This is a genomic window from Fibrobacter sp., from assembly GCA_017503015.1.
In the GTDB taxonomy this organism is placed as follows: domain Bacteria; phylum Fibrobacterota; class Fibrobacteria; order Fibrobacterales; family Fibrobacteraceae; genus Fibrobacter.
In genome coordinates this window covers 1-19662 of record JAFVTX010000039.1, presented here as the reverse complement: position 1 = coordinate 19662, position 19662 = coordinate 1, and the positions used below count along the sequence as shown (strand labels likewise).

Here is a 19662-nt window from a genome sequence, read left to right as displayed (position 1 = left end):
CGTGCTGCGGATGGTCCGCAAAGCTCGGGTGGTTCACCTTGGCCACCTTCGGGTGTTTCGAGAGGAACTCCAGGACCTTCTTGGTGTTTTCCACATGGCGGTCCAGACGCAGCGACAAGGTCTCCGTGCCCTGCAGTAGCAAGAAGGCGTTGAACGGAGAAATGGCAGCACCTTCGTCACGAAGGAGGATGGCGCGGATATAGACGATGAAAGCGGCAGCCCCTGCGGCGGCGGTAAAAGGCACGCCGTAGCTCGGGTTTACTTCGGTGAACTGCGGGAACTTGCCGCTAGCCGCCCAGTCGAACTTTCCACCGTCAACGATGATACCGCCAAGAGTCGTTCCATGACCGCCGATAAACTTGGTGGCGGAATGAATCACGATGTCGGCGCCGTGTTCCAGCGGACGAATCAGGTAGGGCGTTCCGAAGGTGTTGTCGATGACCACCGGAATCTTGTTCTTGTGGGCGATTTCAGAAATGGCCTCGATGTCCGGGATGTCGGAATTGGGATTGCCGAGAGTCTCGATCAAGATAAGCTTGGTGTTGTCCTTGATGGCTCCCTGAACTTCGTCCAGGTTGTGGATATCCACGAAGGTGGTATCCACGCCGAAGGGGCGAAGGGTGTGCTGAAGCAGGTTGTAGGTACCGCCATAGATGGAGCGCTGTGCCACCACGTGGTCGCCTTTGCGGGCGAGGGCCGTAATGGCGTAAGTGAGGGCTGCCGCACCGGATGCGACGGCAAGGCCTGCAATGCCCCCTTCCAGGGCGGCGATGCGCTTTTCAAAAACGTCCTGGGTGGTGTTGGTGAGGCGGCCGTAGATGTTGCCCGCGTCTTTCAGGTGGAAACGGTCAGAGGCGTGCTGGGCGCTGTGGAAAACGTAGGAGGTGGTCTGGTAGATAGGAACGGCGCGGGAATCGGTGGCGGGGTCTGCCTGTTCCTGGCCTACGTGGAGCTGGAGGGTTTCAAAGTGAAGCTTGTTCTGTGTCGTCATGTTGAAGTCCTTTTGAGGTTTGTCATTGAAGGATACGATACCGACATCTAGTCAAAACGTCTTTTTTGATTCATCGTCATTCCGGGCTTGACCCGGAATCTAGATGGCGGACCAAGTCCGCCATGACGTTTTGTCGTCTTGTGTCGCTCCCTCTTTCAAGTGAACGGTGCAAATGTAAAACTATTTTCCTACAAAATCAATAGGGATTAAACCAGCAAAGCAGCTATTAATGTCATTTTTAGTCATAAAAATATCAAAATTTCGCTAAAAAACGCCGTTTTAGCCCATATTCACCCTTTCCCATACTATTTACTTATCATCAGTTATAGTTTTTGTCTATAACAAAGGCCGTACAGCCCGAGCCCCATGCCCCTGAACATAGACCCGAGGCGAGCCCCGGCAACCCATACAAAGGGGCAATGGGGCGACATTTTTCTATCTTTACCGCCGTAAAATCAAGAGGTCTGTTATTATGACATTTGAAGAGATGTTCGCTCTGGCTTGCCAGCGCAAAAAGGAAATGCCCGAAGGCAAGGGAACCACGGAACTGTTTAAGAAGGGCCCCCACGGTATAGGCAAGAAGCTGGTGGAAGAGGCCGCCGAAAGCTGGATGGCCGCCCGTTTCGAGAGTCGCGACGCCCAGTGCCTGGAACTGTCGCAGGTGCTCTACTACGTGGCCGTGATGATGGCCGAAAAAGGTTTAACCCTCGAAGAGGTGTACGCCAAGCTATGATTAAAGTCGCTCTCCCCAACAAGGGCATGCTCTTTGAGCCCACCCAGGAACTTCTGAAGGCTTGCGGCTACAAGGCCTCCAAGCCCTACAAGACCTTGACCCAGCTGGATACCAAGAACGGAATTGAATTCTTCTTCTTGCGTCCAAGCGACATTCCCATGTACGTGGGTCGCGGCATCATTGACGCGGGTATTACCGGCATCGACTTTAACGCCGAAGCCAAGAGCCCCGCGGTGAAGGTGCTGGACCTGCCCTTCGGCGCTTCGAAGATGTGCGCCGCCGTGCCGAACGAAAGCCCGGTGCAGAGCCTGGACGAGCTGAAGGACAAGACCATTGCCACCAGCTTCCCCAACATCGTGGAAGGTTTCTACAAGAAGCCCATGGACTTTGTGGTGCTGGAAGGCGCCGTCGAAATTTCGGTGAGCCTGGGCGTGGCCGATGCCATTGTCGATGTGGTGGAAACGGGCACGACCTTAAAGCAGGCGGGGCTCCGCATTGTGGGCGAACCGCTGTTCAGGAGCAACGCGGCCCTGTTCTGCAACCCGCAGAAGACGGGCCTGGAAGAAGTGCACACCCTTATCCGCCGTATCGAAGGCAAGCTGGTGGCACAGTCCTACATGATGATCGAGTACGACTGCCCCGCCGAACTGCTTTCTAAAGCCTGCGAACTTACGCCGGGCCTCGACGCCCCGACGGTCACCAAGCTCCACGGTCGCGAATGGTATTCCGTGAAGGCCATGGTCCCGCAAGAAGAGGCCAACGCCATCATGGACCGCCTCTGGGATGCCGGCGCACGGAGCATCTTGCTGTTCGGTATCAAGAGTGCAAGAATCTAACCAATGCTTTCTCTCGCCTATCTAGCACGCCAGCCTATCCTCGACCGAGAGGGTAAAATATACGCCTACGAGCTTTTGTTCCGGGATTCTCCGGAAAGCGATACCGCCGTTATCGCCAACGACAACCTGGCCACCGCCCAGGTGCTGGAAAACGTGCTCACCAACATCGGACTCCCGAGACTCATCGGCGAAAACAAGGCCTTTATCAACTGCAACCGGGAAATGCTCCTGGACAACATCTTCAAGCTGTTGAATCCCAAGTGGTTCGTGCTGGAGGTTCTGGAAGACGTGGAGGTGGACGAGGCACTGGTGAAGGCCGTGGCCCACTACAAGGACCGGGGATTCGAACTCGCCCTGGACGACTTTATTTTCAACCAGGAATTCTTGAAGCGTTTCGAGCCCCTGTTCCCTTACGTGTCCTACGTGAAGATGGACCTGGTGGACAACAGCACAGAGGACATGAAGCAGGCGGCGGAATTTTTCAAGGCGAAGGGCATCAAGCTTTTGGCCGAAAAGGTGGAGGACGCCGCCACCTACAAGACCTGTTTCAACCTGGGCTACGACTTTTTCCAGGGGTTCTACTTTGCAAAGCCGGAGCTTGTGACCGGCAAAAAACTGGACTCCACCTCGGAAGCTATCATCAAGCTGTTGTTCCTGCTACGCACCCATCCGTCGCTGGACGAGGTGAGCACCGGCCTGGAAGCCTACCCCGACATTTCCGAGAACTTCTTGAAGTTCGTGAATTCCAAGGCGGGCTACGTGAGCAAGCGAATCGACAAGGTCCGTGACGCTATCGCCTGGGTAGGCCTCCGGCACATACAGGAATGGCTCACCCTGATTCTCTACGCGAGGCCCGAGTTCGGCACGGCGCCCCAGTGCTCACCCCTGTTCCAGAACGCCACCCACCGTGCCCGCTTTATGGAAATCATCACCCGCTTTATCGGCGGCACCGACGACGACCTGCCGGCGAAGGCCTACATGGTGGGGCTTATCAGCCGTGTGGACGCCCTGGTAGGGACCCCTCTCGAAAACATTCTGAACGACTCCCCCATGGACGACGAAATCCGCGACGCCTTGCTGCACCGGAAGGGCCTGCTGGGCAAGCTGCTGACCCTGGCCGACGCCGTGGAACAAGACGACAAGGCTACCATCTCGCAACAGTTGAAAGACCTGAAAGTTTCGACCAACCTATTGAACCGTTGCGTCTATGACGCCTACAGCTGGACCCATGAACGCTGAGCCCCAAAGCCTGGAAAACCTCATCGGTGAATTTGCAAGCCTGCCCGGAATCGGCCGCAAGACCGCCCGCAGGCTGGCCTACCACGTGCTGACCCGCTCCAAGGAGCAGGTGGCCCAGTTTGCAGATTCCCTGAACGCGGCGGCAGAAAAAGTCCACCCCTGCCCCAGGTGTTTTTGCTTTACCGACGAAGAGATTTGTCCCATCTGCAACGAGCGGAAAGACGCCCGGGCCCTGTGCGTGGTGGAGAAAAGTTCCGACATCGTGCCTTTTGAACGCTCCGGAATTTTCAAGGGACTTTACTTTGTTCTGGGTGGCGTGATTTCGCCCCTGGACGGAATCGGACCCGAGCAGCTCCACCTGCCCCAGCTGGTGGAACGCATCAAGACGGAACAGATAGAAGAACTGGTGCTAGCCCTAGGATCTAGCCCCGAGGCCGACAGCACCGCCCTGATGATCGACCGCATGCTCTCCGGCGTGAACGTGAAACGGACCCGCCTTGCCCGCGGCATTCCCATGGGCTCTGACCTGGAATTTGTAGATGAAGTCACCATGCTCCGGGCCTTCGAAGGGAGGGTCAGCCTGTGAATCCGGTAAAGTTCGACTCCATCGAGATTACTAGCGCCGAATTCGTGAAAAGCGCCGTGTCCCTGAAGGGGCTTCCCGAAGAGCGGCTCCCCCAGGTGGGGTTCCTCGGGCGCTCCAACGTGGGCAAATCTTCCTTGATGAACGCCCTCATGGGCCAGAAAAACCTGGTCAAGGTCAGTTCTACCCCCGGAAAGACCCGCGAATTGAACTTTTTCAAGGTCAACGGCAAGTTTTTTCTTGTAGATTTACCAGGAGTGGGCTTCGCCAAAGTCAGCATCCAGAAACGGGACGAGATGGGCGACTTTATCCGCGAGTACGTGGAAAAGTGCAAGGACCTGCGGGGGCTTATCTACCTGGTAGATATCCGCCACGGCGGGACCGCCATTGACGTGGAGACGGTGGAAAGCATCCGTGCCACGGGTTGCCCCGTGCTGGTGGTGGCAAGCAAGCGCGACAAGGTGAACCAGTCGGAGTTTGCAAAGAACACGAAGCTCATCCAGGAACGCATGGGGCTGGATTCGAAACCTCTGGCCGTAAGCGCCCTGAAAAAGACCGGCCTGGACCATCTCTGGCAAGAGATTCTCAAGGCGGTGGAAGGGAACGAACTGGTAGAGAAGTAGATGGAGAACGCAGAAGAAAGAATCGGCGCCTCAAGACTGACCTTCGTGGGGAAATTTTTCCACCACCTGGGGATGTTTTTCATGACCCGCACCTTGGGCCAGCAGGTATGCCTGTTTTTCCGCGCCATCGCCTCCATCTTCTCAAAGACCCGAAGCTTCAAGACCGACTCCCGCAACATCATATTGCAGACCTTCTTTACCGGCGTAGAAATTTTTCCAATCCTGTTTATCGTGGCCACCCTTTTCGGTGCGGTGGTCATCGTAGAAGTCATGACCCTCATGGGCAAGATGGGCTTTGACGATGTGGTGGGAAACCTGATGGTGGTGGTGATTATCCGCGAACTGGGGCCGATACTTACGGCATTCCTGATTGCTGGCCGAAGCGGGTCTTCCCTTACCACATACGTCGGTAGCATGGTCATCAATTCCGAGGTGGACGCACTTGCCACCATGGGGGTAGATCCCATCCGTTACTTGGTGATGCCGGGCCTCATCGGCGGCTCCATCGCCACCCTCATCATGACCATCTTCTTTAGCGGAAGCGCCATCGGGGCAGGATTTCTCATCACCAAGGCCGCCATTTTCCTCACCGGGAACGCACTGAACCTGCAGCTCACCTGGGACTACCTGAGCAACGAAATCTTGAAGGCCCTTACCACCATGGACTTTGTGCTGATTGTTGTCAAGCCGTTGGTGTTTGGCTGTATCATTACCACCAACGCCTGCTATCAGGCCCTGAACATCGCTCACGACGTGCGTCAGGTTCCCAAGGCCACCTCCCGCTCCGTCATCAAGTCTTTCCTCTATATCGTTTGTGCCGACGTGGTTCTTTCACTGTTCTATTTCTTCGACTACTTCAACGAACTTTCGAGAATCATCTAGGGTGGACCGATGCAAGACGAAGCGCTACGTATAGAAGATTTGCACCTGACCTACAGGGGGCTAAGCGGCACGGCTTTTTCCAAACCCGGCGCCTACGGTTTTTTCAGCACGATACAGCAGCACGATGACGACGCCGAACTGATTTCGGGAGCGAACCTTTCTCTGAAGCGGGGCGAGACCCTCTGCATTGGCGGTCCCTCCGGTCAGGGCAAGAGCGCCTTGTTGCGCGTGATTGCAGGGCTTGCACGGCCCAGTTCCGGCAGGGTGTTCTACTTTGGCGAATACATTCCGCCGGAACGCCTGACCGCCCTGGAGGTGGCCAAGCGGCAAGTCGGGCTCGTGTTCCAGAATGGGGCCCTGATTTCGAACCTTCGTGTGCGTGACAACATCGCCCTCCCCCTCCGTTACCACAAAAAGGGTTCCGCCGAAGAAATCGAGGAAAAAATCAACATGGCCCTGGACCTGATGCGCGTCCGCGACTGCGCGAACATGTTTCCCCACCAGTTGAGCGTGGGCATGCAAAAGCGTGTGGCTATCGCAAGGAGTTGGGCCATGGACCCCATGCTCCTCTTGATGGACGAGCCCACCGCAGGTCTAGACAACTACAACCGCAGAAATCTGTTGCCCCTGATCGACAACATGCGGACCTTGTTCAAGACATCCATCATCATCATCACCCACGACCTGATGATTGCCAAGGAACTGGGCTGCAACCTGTGCTTTTTGTACCACAAGAAACTCACCGAGCCCCACAGTTTCGACTACTGGCTCAACGCCGACAACGACATTTCCAAGGTGCTCTTCCGCGACTTGCGGACAAGCGGGTAGAGCGGCGAAGCCGCGATGTGAAATGTGAAATGACAAATGAATAATTAACCATTACACACTACACATTCCACACTACACATTTTACAAAAGGATTTCAAAATGTTTCTTCCTCTTCCCGACGATTTTCATGCACACCTGCGGCAGGGCGACCTGATGCCCGGCTACGTGCGGGATTTAGCCGCACAGTTTGGCCGCGCCATCATCATGCCGAACACCGTTCCCGCCATGACCAGCGCCAAGGCCATCGCCGAATACAAGAAGGAAATTCTTGCGGCGGCAAAGGATGTGCGCCCGGACTTTGAACCCCTCATGACCTTCAAGCTGAACCCGAACTACACGGAACAAGACCTGAAAGACATGATGGCCGTAGGCGTGGTAGCCGGAAAGTACTACCCCGCAGGAGTCACGACTAACAGCGCCGACGGCATCAGCGACTTCGAAGGGATTTTCCCTGTGGTGGCCCTGATGGAAAAGCTGGGTCTGGTGCTGTGCGTCCACGGCGAAGAGCCCGGCGAATTCTGCCTGGACCGTGAACCTGCCTTTATCAAGCGGGTAGAGACCCTGGCCGAAAAATTCCCGAAGCTGAAAATCGTCTTCGAGCACGTGAGTTCCGCAAAGTCCGTAGAAGCGGTCAAGAAGCTTTCGCCAAACGTAGCGGCCACCATTACGGTGCACCACCTGATGATGACTCTTGACGACATCGTAGGCGACGCCCTCCGGCCGCACCATTTTTGCAAGCCCCTGCCGAAGCGGCCGGAAGACCGTGCCGCCATCCGCGAAGCCGCCTTCAGCGGCAGTCCCAAGTTCTTTCTCGGCACGGACTCCGCCCCGCACCAGCTGGGCAAAAAGGAATGTCCTTGCGGGGCGGCGGGCGTCTATAGCGCTCCTGTGGCCCTGCCTCTCCTTGTGCAGGAATTCGAAAAGGCCGGCCATCTGGACAAACTTCCGGATTTTATCGCCGGTTTCGGGGCCGACTTCTACGGCATTCCCCGCACCCAAAAGCAGGTGGAAATAGTCAAGGAACCCTGGACCGTGCCCGCCACCGTAAACGGAGTGGTCCCGCTGGCCGCAGGCGAAACATTGGAATGGAAAATTAAGCGGTAAAGACGCCAAAAAGTGGCTTGTCCGCCATAAAAAATATACATTATGGGAGTACGTTCCCTATTTGGATTTTTTATGGCTTTTATTCGCGCTGTACTGTACTACCTGCTTGTGGCCTTGGCACTCTGCATCACGGGCCTCCCCTTCATGTTTATCGTCGGTGGAATTTTCGGAAAGTGGCAATACAGTACAAAGATTTGCGTCGTGTTTTTCAGACTCATGTTCAAACTCTTTGGCATCAAGGTGGTGGTGGAAGGCAAGGAGAACATTCCCGACCACAAGCAGTTCGTGATTGTGGCTAACCACCAGAGTTTTCTGGACATCAATGTCATCTGGCCCTCCATCGCCATTACGGCCTTTATCGCCAAGGCCGACCTCTGGAAAATTCCGGTATTCGGCTGGGTACTGAACCACATCGGATGCATCCCCGTCCACAAGAACCCCCGCAAAAACGTAGGCATGGGAGAGATGGTCAAAAAGCGCCTGGAACAGGACTACACCATTTCCGTTTTCCCCGAAGGACACCGCAGCGCCGACGGCCGCATGCTTCCTTTCCAGAACGGCATTTTCAAGATGGCCAAGGAAAACGCCCTGCCCCTGCTGCCCGTCACTCTGGTAGATACCGGCAAGCGGTTGTCCAAGACCAGGTGGGCCCTGACCCCGGGCATAACAAAAGTCATTATACACCCGCTACAGACACCGGAAAGCTTTGCAGACAAGACCGCGGTCCAGCTTCGGGACGAAATCCACGACATTATAGAATCCGCGCTACCCTACAGAAAGGAGGCCTAGAATGGCACAGCGTTTACCCAGCGAAGAACAGATTATCGCCATACTCCGTGACGAACCTATGGTCGGCAGTCAACTGCGTGGCGCCCTCGGGCTCCCCAAGAAACAGAAAATGGCATTCAAGCAGATGCTGGCCGACATGGTGGAGCGGGGCCTGTTGAAGCGCACCAGCCACAAGGAATACCAGCTGGGCGACGGAGAAACGCAAGAAGAAAAGCGCGAAAAGCGTTTCAAGAAAATCGCAGAACAGGGCGGCGAAGACAACCGCAGGCCCGCAGCCCGTAGCCGCAGGCAAAAAGACAAAGAAAACGAGACCCGTATCAAGCGGGGAATCCTGCACCAGATTGGCGACGAAGATTGGGAAGTCCACGAACTGGAAACGGGCAAGGTTTACGAGATGGCCCACCGCCGGCAGGCGCCGGGCAAAGAGGGCGAGACCATCAGCTTTACGCTGTACCCCCACCCGAAACTCAAGCACAGCTACTTGGCCAAGGTGGACCGCACCGCCGAAGCCATGAACATTTCCTGGGCAGAGGTGAAGCAGAAATTCATGGACGAGAACAATCTGCCCAAGGATTTCTCCCCCGCCACCAAGAAATTTGTAGAAGGCATCAAGGAGCCGGGCCCCAAGGATTTCAAGGGACGTATCGACTACCGCAAGCTGGATATTCTCTGCATTGACCCCGAGGGGGCCATGGACCACGACGACGCCATCAGCGTGGAACGCCTGCCAAACGGCGGCTACAAGCTGGGCGTGCACATCGCCGACGTAAGCTACTACGTGCCCGAAGGCTCTGACCTGGACGAAGAAGCCCTGGAAAGGAGCTACACCCAGTACCTGCCCTGGACCGCCGTGCCCATGCTTCCCGAAAAGCTTTCTAGCGGAGTGTGCAGCCTGCACCAGGGCGTGGACCGCTGCGCCTTCACCTGCATGATGGAACTGGACAAGAACGCAAACGTACTCAGTTGGGATTTCCACAGGAGTATCGTGAACATTACCAAGGGCATCACCTACCAAGAAGCGGTGAAGATGATGGAAGCGGGTGACGAATCCATCAAGGCCCTGGCCGAAGTCACGGCGCTGCTCAAGAAGAACCGTACCAAGGAAGGCCTGCTGGAATTCAAGAGCACCGAATACGGCTGCAAGTTCAACGAGGCCGGCGAGCCCGTACAGATTGTACCCCGCCAGAGTGACGAATCCAATTCCTGGGTAGAAGAGTGCATGCTGATTGCCAACAACTGCTGTGCCAAGGAACTCAAGAAGCGCAAGCTCCAGGGCATCTACCGTATCCACGAAGCACCGGACACCAAGGACATCATGGAACTGTACTACATGTACCCCGACCTGTTCAAGGACGCTCCCGTGATGCTTCGCGACCTGGGCAAGCCCCGCAGCGGCGACACCAACCTGAACCCAGTCGCCTTCAAGCTGTACCAGCATCTGGTCAAGCGGGCTGGCGACGACGAAACCTTGATGAACCGCATTTTGCGCAGCATGCAAAAAGCCCATTACGACAGCAACAGCTTTGGTCACTTCGCCCTGAACTGGCAGGACTACAGCCACTTCACCAGCCCCATCCGCCGTTACGCCGACCTGTGGTGCCATCGGGAACTGGCCCGCAAGGGCGCCGAAATTAACGCCGAACGCGCCGAAAGCGTTATTGAAGTCTGCGACCTGATTTCGGCCAACGAAATCAAGAACATGAAGGTGGAACGCATTTCCATCAAGGTGTGCAGCTGCTGGATTCTAAAGAACCGCATAGGAGACGACTTCGAAGCAAGCGTCACGGGCATCGAAGAATGGGGAATCTACGTCTCTATTCCGGACCCCATCGCCGAGGGCCTGGTGCGCTTCCGCGATATCGCCGGAGAAGATTTCTACGTATTCAACCCGGACCAAGGGCTTGCTTTCGGGAAGCGCAGTGGCCGCACCTTCCGCAGGGGCGACAAGGTGCTGGTGCGGCTACTCCGCGTAGATCCTCTACGCGGCCAGGCCGATTTCAGCATTCTGGAAAAGCTTTCTTCCGAACCCAAGAAGCGCCGCCGTCAGGGCGAATCCCGCGACAGCTACCGTGACGCTCACGAACGTGCGGACCGTGCCGCCGCCGCAGAGGCCCTGGGCTACGTGAGTCAGCCCGACGATGACGATTTCGGCTTTGACGACGACGCTCCCAGCTTTATCCGGAACGGGCGCGGCTCCCGCAGGGAAAGTTCCCGCAAGGAAAAGCCCCGCAAGACCATAAGCGACAAGAGTTCCAAGGCCAAAGGCCCCAAGGCTTACGGTGAAAAGCTTGCCCGCGGCCGCGGAGGCCGAGGCAGGAGCGGTAGGCGGTAATTCAAGGAGATGCCCGCCTGCGCGGGCATGACAACAGAACAATGCAAAACAGCAGAATCGTCCTGTACGCAAGTTACCAGACCGGCAAGGATTTGCCCGGTTATGTGCGTTTTGCGCTACAGCATCTGTCCGAAACACCATTCCGTGTTGTACTGCTGACCAACAAGCGGGAACTTTCTCCGGAAACCCTTGCATTTCTGCAAGAGCGGAACATTTTCCTGTACCTCACCGAAAACCACGGCTTTGACTTTGGCATGTGGCGAAGGTTCCTTAAGGACTTGGCCAACGGCAAGGGGAATTTCACTACCCTCAGCGGCATTTCGCGACTGGTGCTGATGAACGACTCCATCGTCTATTATCGGAACCGGTTCCAGGAGTTTTTTGACCGTGCGGAGCGCAGCGATGCCGACGCCGTTTCCCTTACCCAAAGCAAAGAAGTCCGACCGCACCTGCAAAGCTATTTTCTCTATCTCAAACCAGAAGCTTTAGGCGCTTTCTACATGCACCTACTGGAAACTCCAGAACAGGAAACATTCTACGATGTGGTGCACCGCCTGGAAATCGGAATGGCAAATGCTTTCGATGATGCCGAAGTTCGAACCGAAGCTCTATACCCTACAAGACAAAACGCTTTATTTGCCTATCCAGAACTCATTGCCGCTGGTGCCGGATTTATCAAACGTAAATTATTACAGCACCGATTCTCCATGAAAGAAAAAATGTTCTTTATAAAGAACCAATCCGGAGATGCACTAAATACAAATTACCACGAACTAATCATCAAGAGCGGATTCGCTCCTGATTTCAAAGAGGAGTGGCTGCCCTCTCCCGTAGCGGGGGGGATTCGCCGGACGGCAGACCGTCTGTGGGAAAAACCTCTGGCGATTATTTTACGATCTTTGCGTCTTGGACGTCCTTGCCCTTGAGCTTGGACGATTCGCTGCCCTGGGCCATCACGCCCCGGTTGATGAACTTGTACTGGGCAATGCTCCAGAAGTTGGACACAATCCAGTAGAGCACCAAGCCCGAAGGCATCACCGCGCTAAAGAAGAACATCATGGCGGGCATCATCCAGGTCATCATCTTCTGCTGGGCGGGGTCCATGCCGGCGCTACCGCTCATAGTCACCTTGGTCTGGAAGTATGTCGTAACCACCATGATCCAGGGGAGAATGGCAAGGCCTGCGGGCATCACGAAGGGAATCGAAAATCCGCTCCACACCACGTCGCTCTTGCTCAGGTCGGTAATCCAGAGGAAGGCGGGCATACCGCGGAGTTCGATAGCGCGGCCCAGCACAAAGAACAGGCCCATGAATATAGGCATCTGGATAAGCATGGGCAAGCACCCGCCCGTGCAGCTGGCCAGCGGGTTCACGCCGTTCTTGGCGTAAAGTTCCATGATGGCGGCCTGTTTCTTTTGCGGATCGCTACGGTACTTCACGTTGATTTCGTCCAGCTGGGGCTTGAGCTTGCTCATGGCGCGTGTGGACTTGAGCTGCTTTACCGTAAAGGGCGTAGTAAAGGCGCGAACAATGAAGGTCACAAGAATAATGGCCACACCGTAGTTCGGGATAATGGAATAGAAGAACTTGAGGAGTTTCAACAGCCACTTGCAGATCCACACGAACCAGACGCTGGAACCGGGGAACCACTTGGAACCTGTAACGATAATCTTCTCGTAACCCTGGTCAAGGGCTTCCACCTCGTCCCACTGGAGCGGGAGCACCATGAAGTTATAGGCCAGAGAATCGCCACGGATACCGTCTGCAATGGTAAGGCTGTAGGTTCCCGGATCGGGATTGCCTTCGGTGGCCACATCGATGTGCTTCGCGTTCACCTTCACCGGAACGGGCTTGTCGAACTGCACCGACAGGGCCACGTACTTGCGGCGCATGCCCACCCAGTAGTAGTTGGCGTTGTCAAAGGTCATGGCGTCGGAGAAAGTCTCGCGCTCCGTAATCTCGCTGTTCTTGAAAATCACCTCGCTAAAGAAATAGCTGGCACCGCCAAAGCTCTTGCCCTTGGGCATGACTTCGGTTTCTTTCATGCCGCCCTTCCAGGACAGTTCGTAATCGGCCGGCTTGAACCCCACAAAGCGGTTCACCTGACGCACCGCCACTCCGGACTTTGTAAAGCCGTAGCTGCGAATCACCTGCTTGCCGCTGGCGTCGGTGAAGGTGAACTGCACCGTCACATCGTTTTCCACCTTGATCTTTTCGGGAGTGTCACCCAGGTCGAAAAGGGCATCGGTCAGGTCCGCCTTGCCCAGTTTCAGGTCCAAGGCACCCAGAGCCGTATCCTGGATAATTTCCGGGAAATTTCCAGCACTGTCAGGCAGGGCCTTCACAATCACGCTCTGGACACGGGCGCCCTTGTTACTGAGGGTCATGATAAACTTGTCGGTCTCCACCGTCACCGTGCGGGGTTCCACGACCTTCGGGGCTTCGGCAGCCTGAGCGCTGTCGGCAACAGACGAGTCTGCAGCAGCGACCTTCGCACTGTCAGCAACGGCAACTTTTCCCGAATCCAATTCCGAATTCCGAACTCCGGATTCCGAATCACCCAAAACCGGAGCAGCCTTCAGCTCCGGAGTCTTGTCGCCAAGCACCAGCTGGTCTGCGGAGTCGGCACGAGCGGCCTCCATGGCGGCGGCAGCCTCTTTTTCTTTTGCCTGGGCTTCGGCCTGCTGCTTCGCGTTGTTCGACGACATGGTCATCCACCAGATGACAATTGCCGCAATCAAGATGGAGCCTATTAGGGAATTCTTGTTCATGTCTTTTCCTTTTTAGGGGGCACCGGGTCGTAGCCGCCCTTGCAGAAGGGGTTGCATCTCAAAATTCTAAAAACCGCAAGATAGAAACCTTTGAAGGGTCCGTGTACCCGCAGAGCCTCGATAGCATAGCTGGAGCAGGTGGGCTGAAACCGGCAGACCCCGTGAAAGAAGTAGGGGTGCACCAGCTGGTACAGCCGAATAGGCGCAATCAGCACCGCCACGACGGCCCTCTCAAGCTTCGCAAGCATCGCCGTCCACCGCCTCCGGGCAGGTCCATTCCATCTTGCGGAAAATCTTGTAGGCGGACTCCCGGAGCTTTTCGGAGGTCAGTTCCTGCTGGCCCACGGTCACCACCACCATGGCCCACACCGGCTTCTGGATATTCGGGACCATTCCAAAAAACAAAGGCCGCAGAATCCTCCGGCACTTATTGCGGTAAACGGCGTTACCGTTTTTCTTTTTCGCCAAAAAGCAGAAACGACAAAAACCGTCCGGGCTCTCTATCCAACGCATGGTCAATGACGATGCTCGGACAAACTTGCCTTGGACGGCCACTGTTCGGTAAGCGGGCTGGTTCGGCAGCCTATAAGAACGCAGAGCGGCGATGAGCCACCCCCAGACTTACTTCTTATAGATGGTGTCGCTGACGGTCAGGCGCTTGCGGCCCTTGGCGCGGCGACGGCTAAGAACGGCGCGACCCCAACGGTCTTCCATGCGGGCGCGGAAACCCTGCTTGTTGGCACGCTTGCGGTTATGAGGCTGGAATGTTCTTTTCATGATAAAACCTTTCTAGTCGAAATTCAAAATTTTTGAGTCCCAAATCTAGCAAAAATACCCCATAAATCAAGGTGTTTTATCCCGAAGTACGGGAATTTTAAGCAAAAAAGGCCAAAACAACGCGTTTTGGCCAACTTATCAACACCTTATCAACATTCGCGCTAACGCTAAATCTTTTTACAGCAAGGAGATCCCCGCCTGCGCGGGGATGACAAATTGGAGGGCGGGGATGACAAATTGGAGCGCGGAGATGACAAATTGGAGCGCGGGGATGACAAATTGGAGCGTGGGGATGACAATCGATGGTTACGACATCTTCCTTATTTTGTTCCGGCCCTCGGTCTTGGCCAGGTACAGCACCTCTTCGGCCTTTACCAGGAACTGGGAAAAGTGGCTATAGTTCCTGTCGCCGCAGGCGATAAAGCAGCCGGACACCGTAACGGAGGCGTCGGGGAACCTGTTCCAACGGAGCGCAGCAATACCCTCGCGAATCCGCTCGGCATGGGCATAAGCCTCCAGCTCTGAATCGGCCCGGAGCACGCACATGAACAGTTCCCCGTCCATACGGCCGCAGCATTCCCCAATCCGGTCGTCACGCTCTTGAATCAAAAACTTCGCCACGTCGCATAGCACCTGGTCACCAAACACCTGGCCGTAGCTGGCGTTTACCTCGCGGAAATCGTCCATGTCAAGGAGCAGCAGGTAGTATTCCTCCCGCTGCAGCCACACGACACTTTCCAAGAAGTGCGTCATGTAGCCACGGTTGAAAAGCCCTGTCTTGGAGTCTCTCTTGGATAAAAACTCCAGGCGCTTGAGCATTTCTTCGCGGCCCTTCCGTTCGGTATTGTAGGAATAGAGGGCGAAGGAATTGATGATAAAGACCACCACACCCGTAATAAAAAAAGACACCAGGATGTCGATGAAAGCCGCCTGGTGGTCCAGGGCCACCACATACTCAGGGTAAAGTTCCGAAAGCACAAAGGCGATTTCGAAAGCGAGCATAGAAAGCACAAACACCGCCCACTTGCTCTTGCCGGGGCAATAGGCACAAAGAAACACCGCAGTAAGGCAGTAGAGGGTCATGCCGCAATTGAACCCGCCGCACAAGAAGAACAGCATGGGCAGCAAGAAACAGCTGAGCAAAAGGCACATGACCACATAGCAGACGCTATACATACGGGTCTTGACCGCCACCACTGCCAAAATGGCGCAGATAACGCTGGTCAGCAAGCACACCGCCGAAGTCACCGGGCTAATTTGCTCATATATGGTAAAAACCGTGGAGGCAACGCTTGCCGCCAACACAATCACCAGGAACACCCAGAAAAGGGTCCGTTCCAGGGAGTCCTGCCGCTGCAGGAATTTTTTCAGTTTACCGATCATCTTATTGATTTATCGTCCCTAATTTACCCCTAATTACACTCTTTTTTTCAAAAAAGGAAAACATAATATAAAATGTATCTTCCAATTTGGAAGGGTTTCGCCCCCTTTATCATAACTTTGTTATATTATTGAAAGTAAAGTCTTACATTTTTTAGCAGGTAGTGTATGGAACTGACCCCGTTAGATATCCGCAACCAGACATTCCACAAAAAGAACTTCGGCGGCATAGACCCCGACGAAGTCAAGGCATTCCTCGAGACGGCGGCTACCGCTTTCGAACAAATGTCCAGGAACCGCACCGACCTCACAGAACGCCTGAAAATCGCCGAGGAACGGGTCAACTACTACCGCCAAATCGAGAAGACCATCCAGGACGCCGTGGTCACCATGCAAAAGACCGTGGACGAGGTCAAGGCCAACGCCGAAAAAGAGGCGGAACTGATTATCGCCGAAGCCAAGGCACGGGCAATCAAGGAAGTGGAGAACACCAAGAAGAGCGCCGAGGACCTGCGGGCCGAAATCGAACAGCTGAAGCAGATCCGCACCAACTACTTTATCCGGTGCCGGGCGCTCATCCGCGGGCAAGAGGACCTGCTTTCTGCCATGGAAAACGACCAGCGGGAATTGGCCGAACCGGCACCCGCCAGAAGGCCTGCCCCTGCCATGCCTACCGGGAACGTCATCGGCTAATAAAAGAGGCCTCCCTTGAAGATAAACATCAAGGTACATGCAAGAAGCAAGCGGGAATCCGTCACGGGAAACCCCGACGGCAGCTACAAGGTAGAGGTCAAGGCACCGCCCGTAGATGGAGCCGCCAACGAGGCCATCTGTGAACTTCTGGCAAAGCACTTTGGAGTCCACAAGCGGGATGTATCCGTGGTGACGGGAGCGACAAACAACAAGAAGGTTGTTGAAATTCAGGGGCTCTAAGCTGTACTGGATCTGTAAAAGGGACGGGTTCATGAAATTTCAGAAGAAGACAATCCATTACCTGGCGAAGGCGATTCTCTTTATCACCGTCGGTCTTTTGCTGAACATTGTCCCGGCAAAAATCGTCACCCATTTCGAACTGCCCGTCTTTTTTGACTGCCTAGGCACAATCCTTACCGCCATGATGTGCGGAAACATGGCCGCCGTCATCGTCGGTTTCATCTCCAACGCCATCAACGGACTGTCCGATGCCGTTACCCTCTACTACGGCGTCATCAACGTCCTTATCGCCGGATGCGCCTACCTTTTCTACCAGAAAAAATTCTTCTTGAGCATTCCCAAGATTCTGGTGGTGATTTTCACCTTCGCCCTCATCGGCGGCGGTCTCGGGTCCATACTCACCTATTTCCTGTACGGTTACAGCATCGGCGAAGGCATTTCTGCGCCTTTCGCGATTGCCCTCCGAGACACTTGCGGTCTCCCCGATTTCTGGTCCCAGCTTCTGGCCGACATCATCATCGACGTTTTCGACAAGGGCATCGTGGTCATTTCGGCAGTACTCCTCTACCGCTGGATCCCACGCAAGATACGCTTTGCCTGCAACGACACCTTCCATATCGACCCCAACGTCGATGAACTGGCCGCCACCACCGGGCGTTCCCTGCTCCGCAGGGTAGTAGCCATGGTCATCGTGGCAGAACTGCTGCTTGGTTCACTTGCCTGCGCCATCGGTTATTTCTTGTACCAGAAGGTTTCCATCGACAAGTTTACCGATATCGCCAACGGGGTAACCCAGGCGGCCAGCGTGTTCATTGACGGTAACCGCATAGACGAATTCCTCACAAGCGGTCGCGAAGCCGACGGCTACGCAGACACAGAAGAAAAACTGAAGAAACTCAAGAAGAGTTTCCCGCAGACAAAATACCTCTATGTTTACAAGATTGAAAAAGACGGCTGCCATGCGGTATTCGACACGCCCCAGGAAAGTGGCGAAGAAACCAGCGAGCCCGGCGAAATCCTGCCTTTTGACCCAAGCTTCGAGCCTTACCTGCCGGCGCTCCTCAAGGGCGACACCATCGAGCCCATCATCTCCGACGATACCTACGGCTGGCTCCTGACCATCTACAAGCCTATCAAGGATTCCCTGCACAAGACCTCCGCCTACGTGGCCGCCGACATTTCCATGCAAGAAATTCTAGAAGACGACGCCTCCTTCTTTATCAAGTTCTTCTCCCTGTTCTTCAGCCTTTCCCTGATTATCATGAGCATCATCGTCGAGCTGGTGAAAAGCGGAATCGTGCGGCCCATCAACCGCATGGCCTACGCCTCGTCCCAGTTCGCCTACAACTTGGGAACCGACAAGGACAAGGGTCTAGAAATCCTCAGCACGCTAGACATTCATTCCCAAGACGAAATCAAGCACCTGCACACGGCCCTCCTCAAGATGGGCAACGAATCCCTGGATTACATCAAGCAGCTGCAGGAACAGACCGAACGCATTACCCGCATGCAAGACGAAATTATCGAGAACTTCGCCGAAATGGTGGAAGCCCGCGATACCAGCACCGGAAACCACATCAAGAAAACAGCCCACTACGTGGATGCCATTGCAAGGGAACTCCAGGCCGAAGGCGAATTCAAGGACATTCTCACCGACGAATACATCGAAAAGCTGAAACGCTCCGCGCCGCTCCACGACATCGGAAAGATTGCGGTATCCGACCTGATCTTGAACAAGCCGGGCAAGCTCACCGACGATGAATTCACCATCATGAAAAGCCACACCACCGAAGGCAAGAACATCCTGGTGAAGATCGAAGAAAACGCCGGCGACACCATGGACGAGGATTACCTGAAGGAATCTATCGAGATGGCTCTCTTCCACCACGAAAAATGGGACGGTTCGGGCTACCCCAACCGCATCTCGGGCGAAGACATTCCGCTGTCGGCAAGAATCATGGCGGTAGCCGACGTGTTCGACGCCCTGGTGGCCGAACGCATTTACAAGAAGCCTTTCACCTACGAAAAGGCCATGGAAATCATTACCGAAGGGGCTGGCAAGCATTTCGACCCTGTGGTAGTCAAGGCCTTCTGCCAGATTTCAAAGCGCCTGTACGACGAACGGACCAAGCTGGACCAAGAAGGGCAAGTCCTATAGGTTCTTGTCAATCCAGTCGAAACGTTCCCGCATCCACTGGACCATCGTCTGCACGCCCTCGTCGTAAGATTCGTAAGGGTCCTTCAGCGCCCAGTTTTCTGTATTGGAAATAATGGGCCAGCGGCGGTATTCGTTCTCTACGGCCTTTTCAATTTGCTTTCGGTACAAAGGAACGCTGTCTATAAGGGCGCGGAATTTTTCACGATGTTCCAGCCAGTAAGCCTTGGCTTCGCCCTTTATCCAGTCGCTCCAAAAAATGTGGCTGTACAAGCGGTAATTCCGGATGTACCAGCCATCTGCAGGCTTGTTCTTTTCCCGGGAGGCGTTGCCGAAAGCAAGATCGAAATCCCACAAGGGGCCAAAACGGACAGGACCGCCCTTTTCCCAAGTGAAAAACACGCTGCGGGCGTAGTTACCGTCTTCGTTCTTGGAAAATTCCTGAATCCAGTAAAAAGGCAGAAAATCTTCCATGGACAGCCAATTCTGAACATCTTCTGGACTCATGTGATCAAAACGCCGGGCCGCATGTTCAAAGTCGTTCAAGTAATCCAGCAACAACTGTTGCGTTTTTTCGTTCGGGTTCTTGGGGGACTTGATATGGTAAATGTATTCGTTGTCCGTAATCACGTAGGGCGGGTCGTATTTCTTGATGTCCTCTTTTTCAACCAGAAAGGTGGTGTCGTTTTCGGCAATGTCCACCCG

Annotated in this window: 21 protein-coding genes; 14 read left to right on the top strand and 7 right to left on the bottom strand. The window is 54.9% G+C overall.

Going from position 1 to position 19662, the window contains the following annotated elements; translation table 11 throughout:
- Window positions 1-991: O-acetylhomoserine aminocarboxypropyltransferase/cysteine synthase (locus IKB43_07285; protein ID MBR2469938.1), on the bottom strand; the 991-nt coding region annotated here is incomplete at its 3' end.
- 472 nt (window positions 992-1463) lie between these two features.
- Between IKB43_07285 and hisE the strand changes: the two genes are divergently transcribed.
- The 11 genes from hisE to IKB43_07230 all read left to right on the top strand — a co-directional run bounded on the left by hisE (window position 1464) and on the right by IKB43_07230 (window position 11866).
- Window positions 1464-1724: a phosphoribosyl-ATP diphosphatase gene (hisE, locus tag IKB43_07280; protein MBR2469937.1), complete on the top strand. Its 261-nt coding sequence runs from the start codon at window positions 1464-1466 to the stop codon at window positions 1722-1724.
- Window positions 1721-2560: an ATP phosphoribosyltransferase gene (locus IKB43_07275; GenBank protein ID MBR2469936.1), complete on the top strand. Its 840-nt coding sequence runs from the start codon at window positions 1721-1723 to the stop codon at window positions 2558-2560. Before hisE ends, IKB43_07275 begins: the two co-directional genes overlap by 4 nt.
- Before the next feature lie 3 nt (window positions 2561-2563).
- Complete coding sequence (locus tag IKB43_07270; GenBank protein ID MBR2469935.1) at window positions 2564-3799, top strand: EAL domain-containing protein; 1236 nt, start codon at window positions 2564-2566, stop codon at window positions 3797-3799.
- Complete coding sequence (gene recR, locus IKB43_07265; GenBank protein ID MBR2469934.1) at window positions 3789-4385, top strand: recombination protein RecR; 597 nt, start codon at window positions 3789-3791, stop codon at window positions 4383-4385. The genes IKB43_07270 and recR overlap by 11 nt, the downstream gene beginning before the upstream one ends.
- Complete coding sequence (locus tag IKB43_07260) at window positions 4382-5005, top strand: YihA family ribosome biogenesis GTP-binding protein (GenBank protein MBR2469933.1); 624 nt, start codon at window positions 4382-4384, stop codon at window positions 5003-5005. The genes recR and IKB43_07260 overlap by 4 nt, the downstream gene beginning before the upstream one ends.
- Window positions 5006-5098: 93 nt before the next feature.
- A complete protein-coding gene (locus tag IKB43_07255; protein ID MBR2469932.1) occupies window positions 5099-5887 on the top strand; it encodes an ABC transporter permease in 789 nt (262 codons plus the stop codon).
- 9 nt (window positions 5888-5896) lie between these two features.
- On the top strand, window positions 5897-6715 hold the full coding sequence (locus IKB43_07250) for an ATP-binding cassette domain-containing protein (GenBank protein MBR2469931.1): 819 nt from the start codon (window positions 5897-5899) through the stop codon (window positions 6713-6715).
- A gap of 99 nt (window positions 6716-6814) precedes the next feature.
- Window positions 6815-7819, top strand: a complete 1005-nt coding sequence (gene pyrC / locus IKB43_07245; protein ID MBR2469930.1) for a dihydroorotase — start codon at window positions 6815-6817, stop codon at window positions 7817-7819.
- Window positions 7820-7891: 72 nt separating this feature from the next.
- The gene (locus IKB43_07240; protein ID MBR2469929.1) at window positions 7892-8608 is read left to right on the top strand and encodes a 1-acyl-sn-glycerol-3-phosphate acyltransferase; all 717 of its coding nucleotides are present in this window, start codon (window positions 7892-7894) and stop codon (window positions 8606-8608) included.
- Window position 8609: 1 nt separating this feature from the next.
- Entirely contained in the window at window positions 8610-10940 is a 2331-nt protein-coding gene (locus tag IKB43_07235; GenBank protein MBR2469928.1) for an RNB domain-containing ribonuclease, read from the top strand.
- A gap of 41 nt (window positions 10941-10981) precedes the next feature.
- Window positions 10982-11866, top strand: coding sequence for a hypothetical protein (locus IKB43_07230; protein ID MBR2469927.1), 885 nt, complete (start codon window positions 10982-10984; stop codon window positions 11864-11866).
- Here IKB43_07230 and IKB43_07225 read toward each other — a convergent pair.
- The 5 genes from IKB43_07225 to IKB43_07205 form a co-directional block, all read right to left on the bottom strand.
- A complete protein-coding gene (locus IKB43_07225) occupies window positions 11826-13712 on the bottom strand; it encodes a YidC/Oxa1 family insertase periplasmic-domain containing protein (GenBank protein ID MBR2469926.1) in 1887 nt (628 codons plus the stop codon). The two genes, IKB43_07230 and IKB43_07225, sit on opposite strands and share 41 nt — an antisense overlap.
- A complete protein-coding gene (gene yidD, locus IKB43_07220; protein ID MBR2469925.1) occupies window positions 13709-13960 on the bottom strand; it encodes a membrane protein insertion efficiency factor YidD in 252 nt (83 codons plus the stop codon). The genes IKB43_07225 and yidD overlap by 4 nt, the downstream gene beginning before the upstream one ends.
- Window positions 13944-14294, bottom strand: coding sequence for a ribonuclease P protein component (locus tag IKB43_07215; GenBank protein MBR2469924.1), 351 nt, complete (start codon window positions 14292-14294; stop codon window positions 13944-13946). The genes yidD and IKB43_07215 overlap by 17 nt, the downstream gene beginning before the upstream one ends.
- 39 nt (window positions 14295-14333) lie before the next feature.
- Window positions 14334-14489, bottom strand: coding sequence for a 50S ribosomal protein L34 (gene rpmH / locus IKB43_07210; protein ID MBR2469923.1), 156 nt, complete (start codon window positions 14487-14489; stop codon window positions 14334-14336).
- Between the two features lie 306 nt (window positions 14490-14795).
- Entirely contained in the window at window positions 14796-15872 is a 1077-nt protein-coding gene (locus tag IKB43_07205; protein ID MBR2469922.1) for a GGDEF domain-containing protein, read from the bottom strand.
- A 165-nt stretch (window positions 15873-16037) separates the two neighbouring features.
- Here IKB43_07205 and IKB43_07200 point away from each other — a divergent pair, with 165 nt between their 5' ends.
- Genes IKB43_07200 through IKB43_07190 form a run of 3 tightly spaced genes read left to right on the top strand, consistent with a single transcriptional unit; the run spans window position 16038 to window position 18960 of the window.
- Window positions 16038-16562, top strand: coding sequence for a DivIVA domain-containing protein (locus IKB43_07200; GenBank protein ID MBR2469921.1), 525 nt, complete (start codon window positions 16038-16040; stop codon window positions 16560-16562).
- A gap of 15 nt (window positions 16563-16577) precedes the next feature.
- Window positions 16578-16802: a DUF167 domain-containing protein gene (locus tag IKB43_07195; protein ID MBR2469920.1), complete on the top strand. Its 225-nt coding sequence runs from the start codon at window positions 16578-16580 to the stop codon at window positions 16800-16802.
- A 31-nt stretch (window positions 16803-16833) separates the two neighbouring features.
- Complete coding sequence (locus IKB43_07190) at window positions 16834-18960, top strand: HD domain-containing protein (GenBank protein MBR2469919.1); 2127 nt, start codon at window positions 16834-16836, stop codon at window positions 18958-18960.
- Here the strand turns inward: IKB43_07190 and IKB43_07185 are convergent.
- Window positions 18955-19662: CotH kinase family protein (locus IKB43_07185; protein ID MBR2469918.1), on the bottom strand; the 708-nt coding region annotated here is incomplete at its 5' end. The genes IKB43_07190 and IKB43_07185 overlap by 6 nt on opposite strands.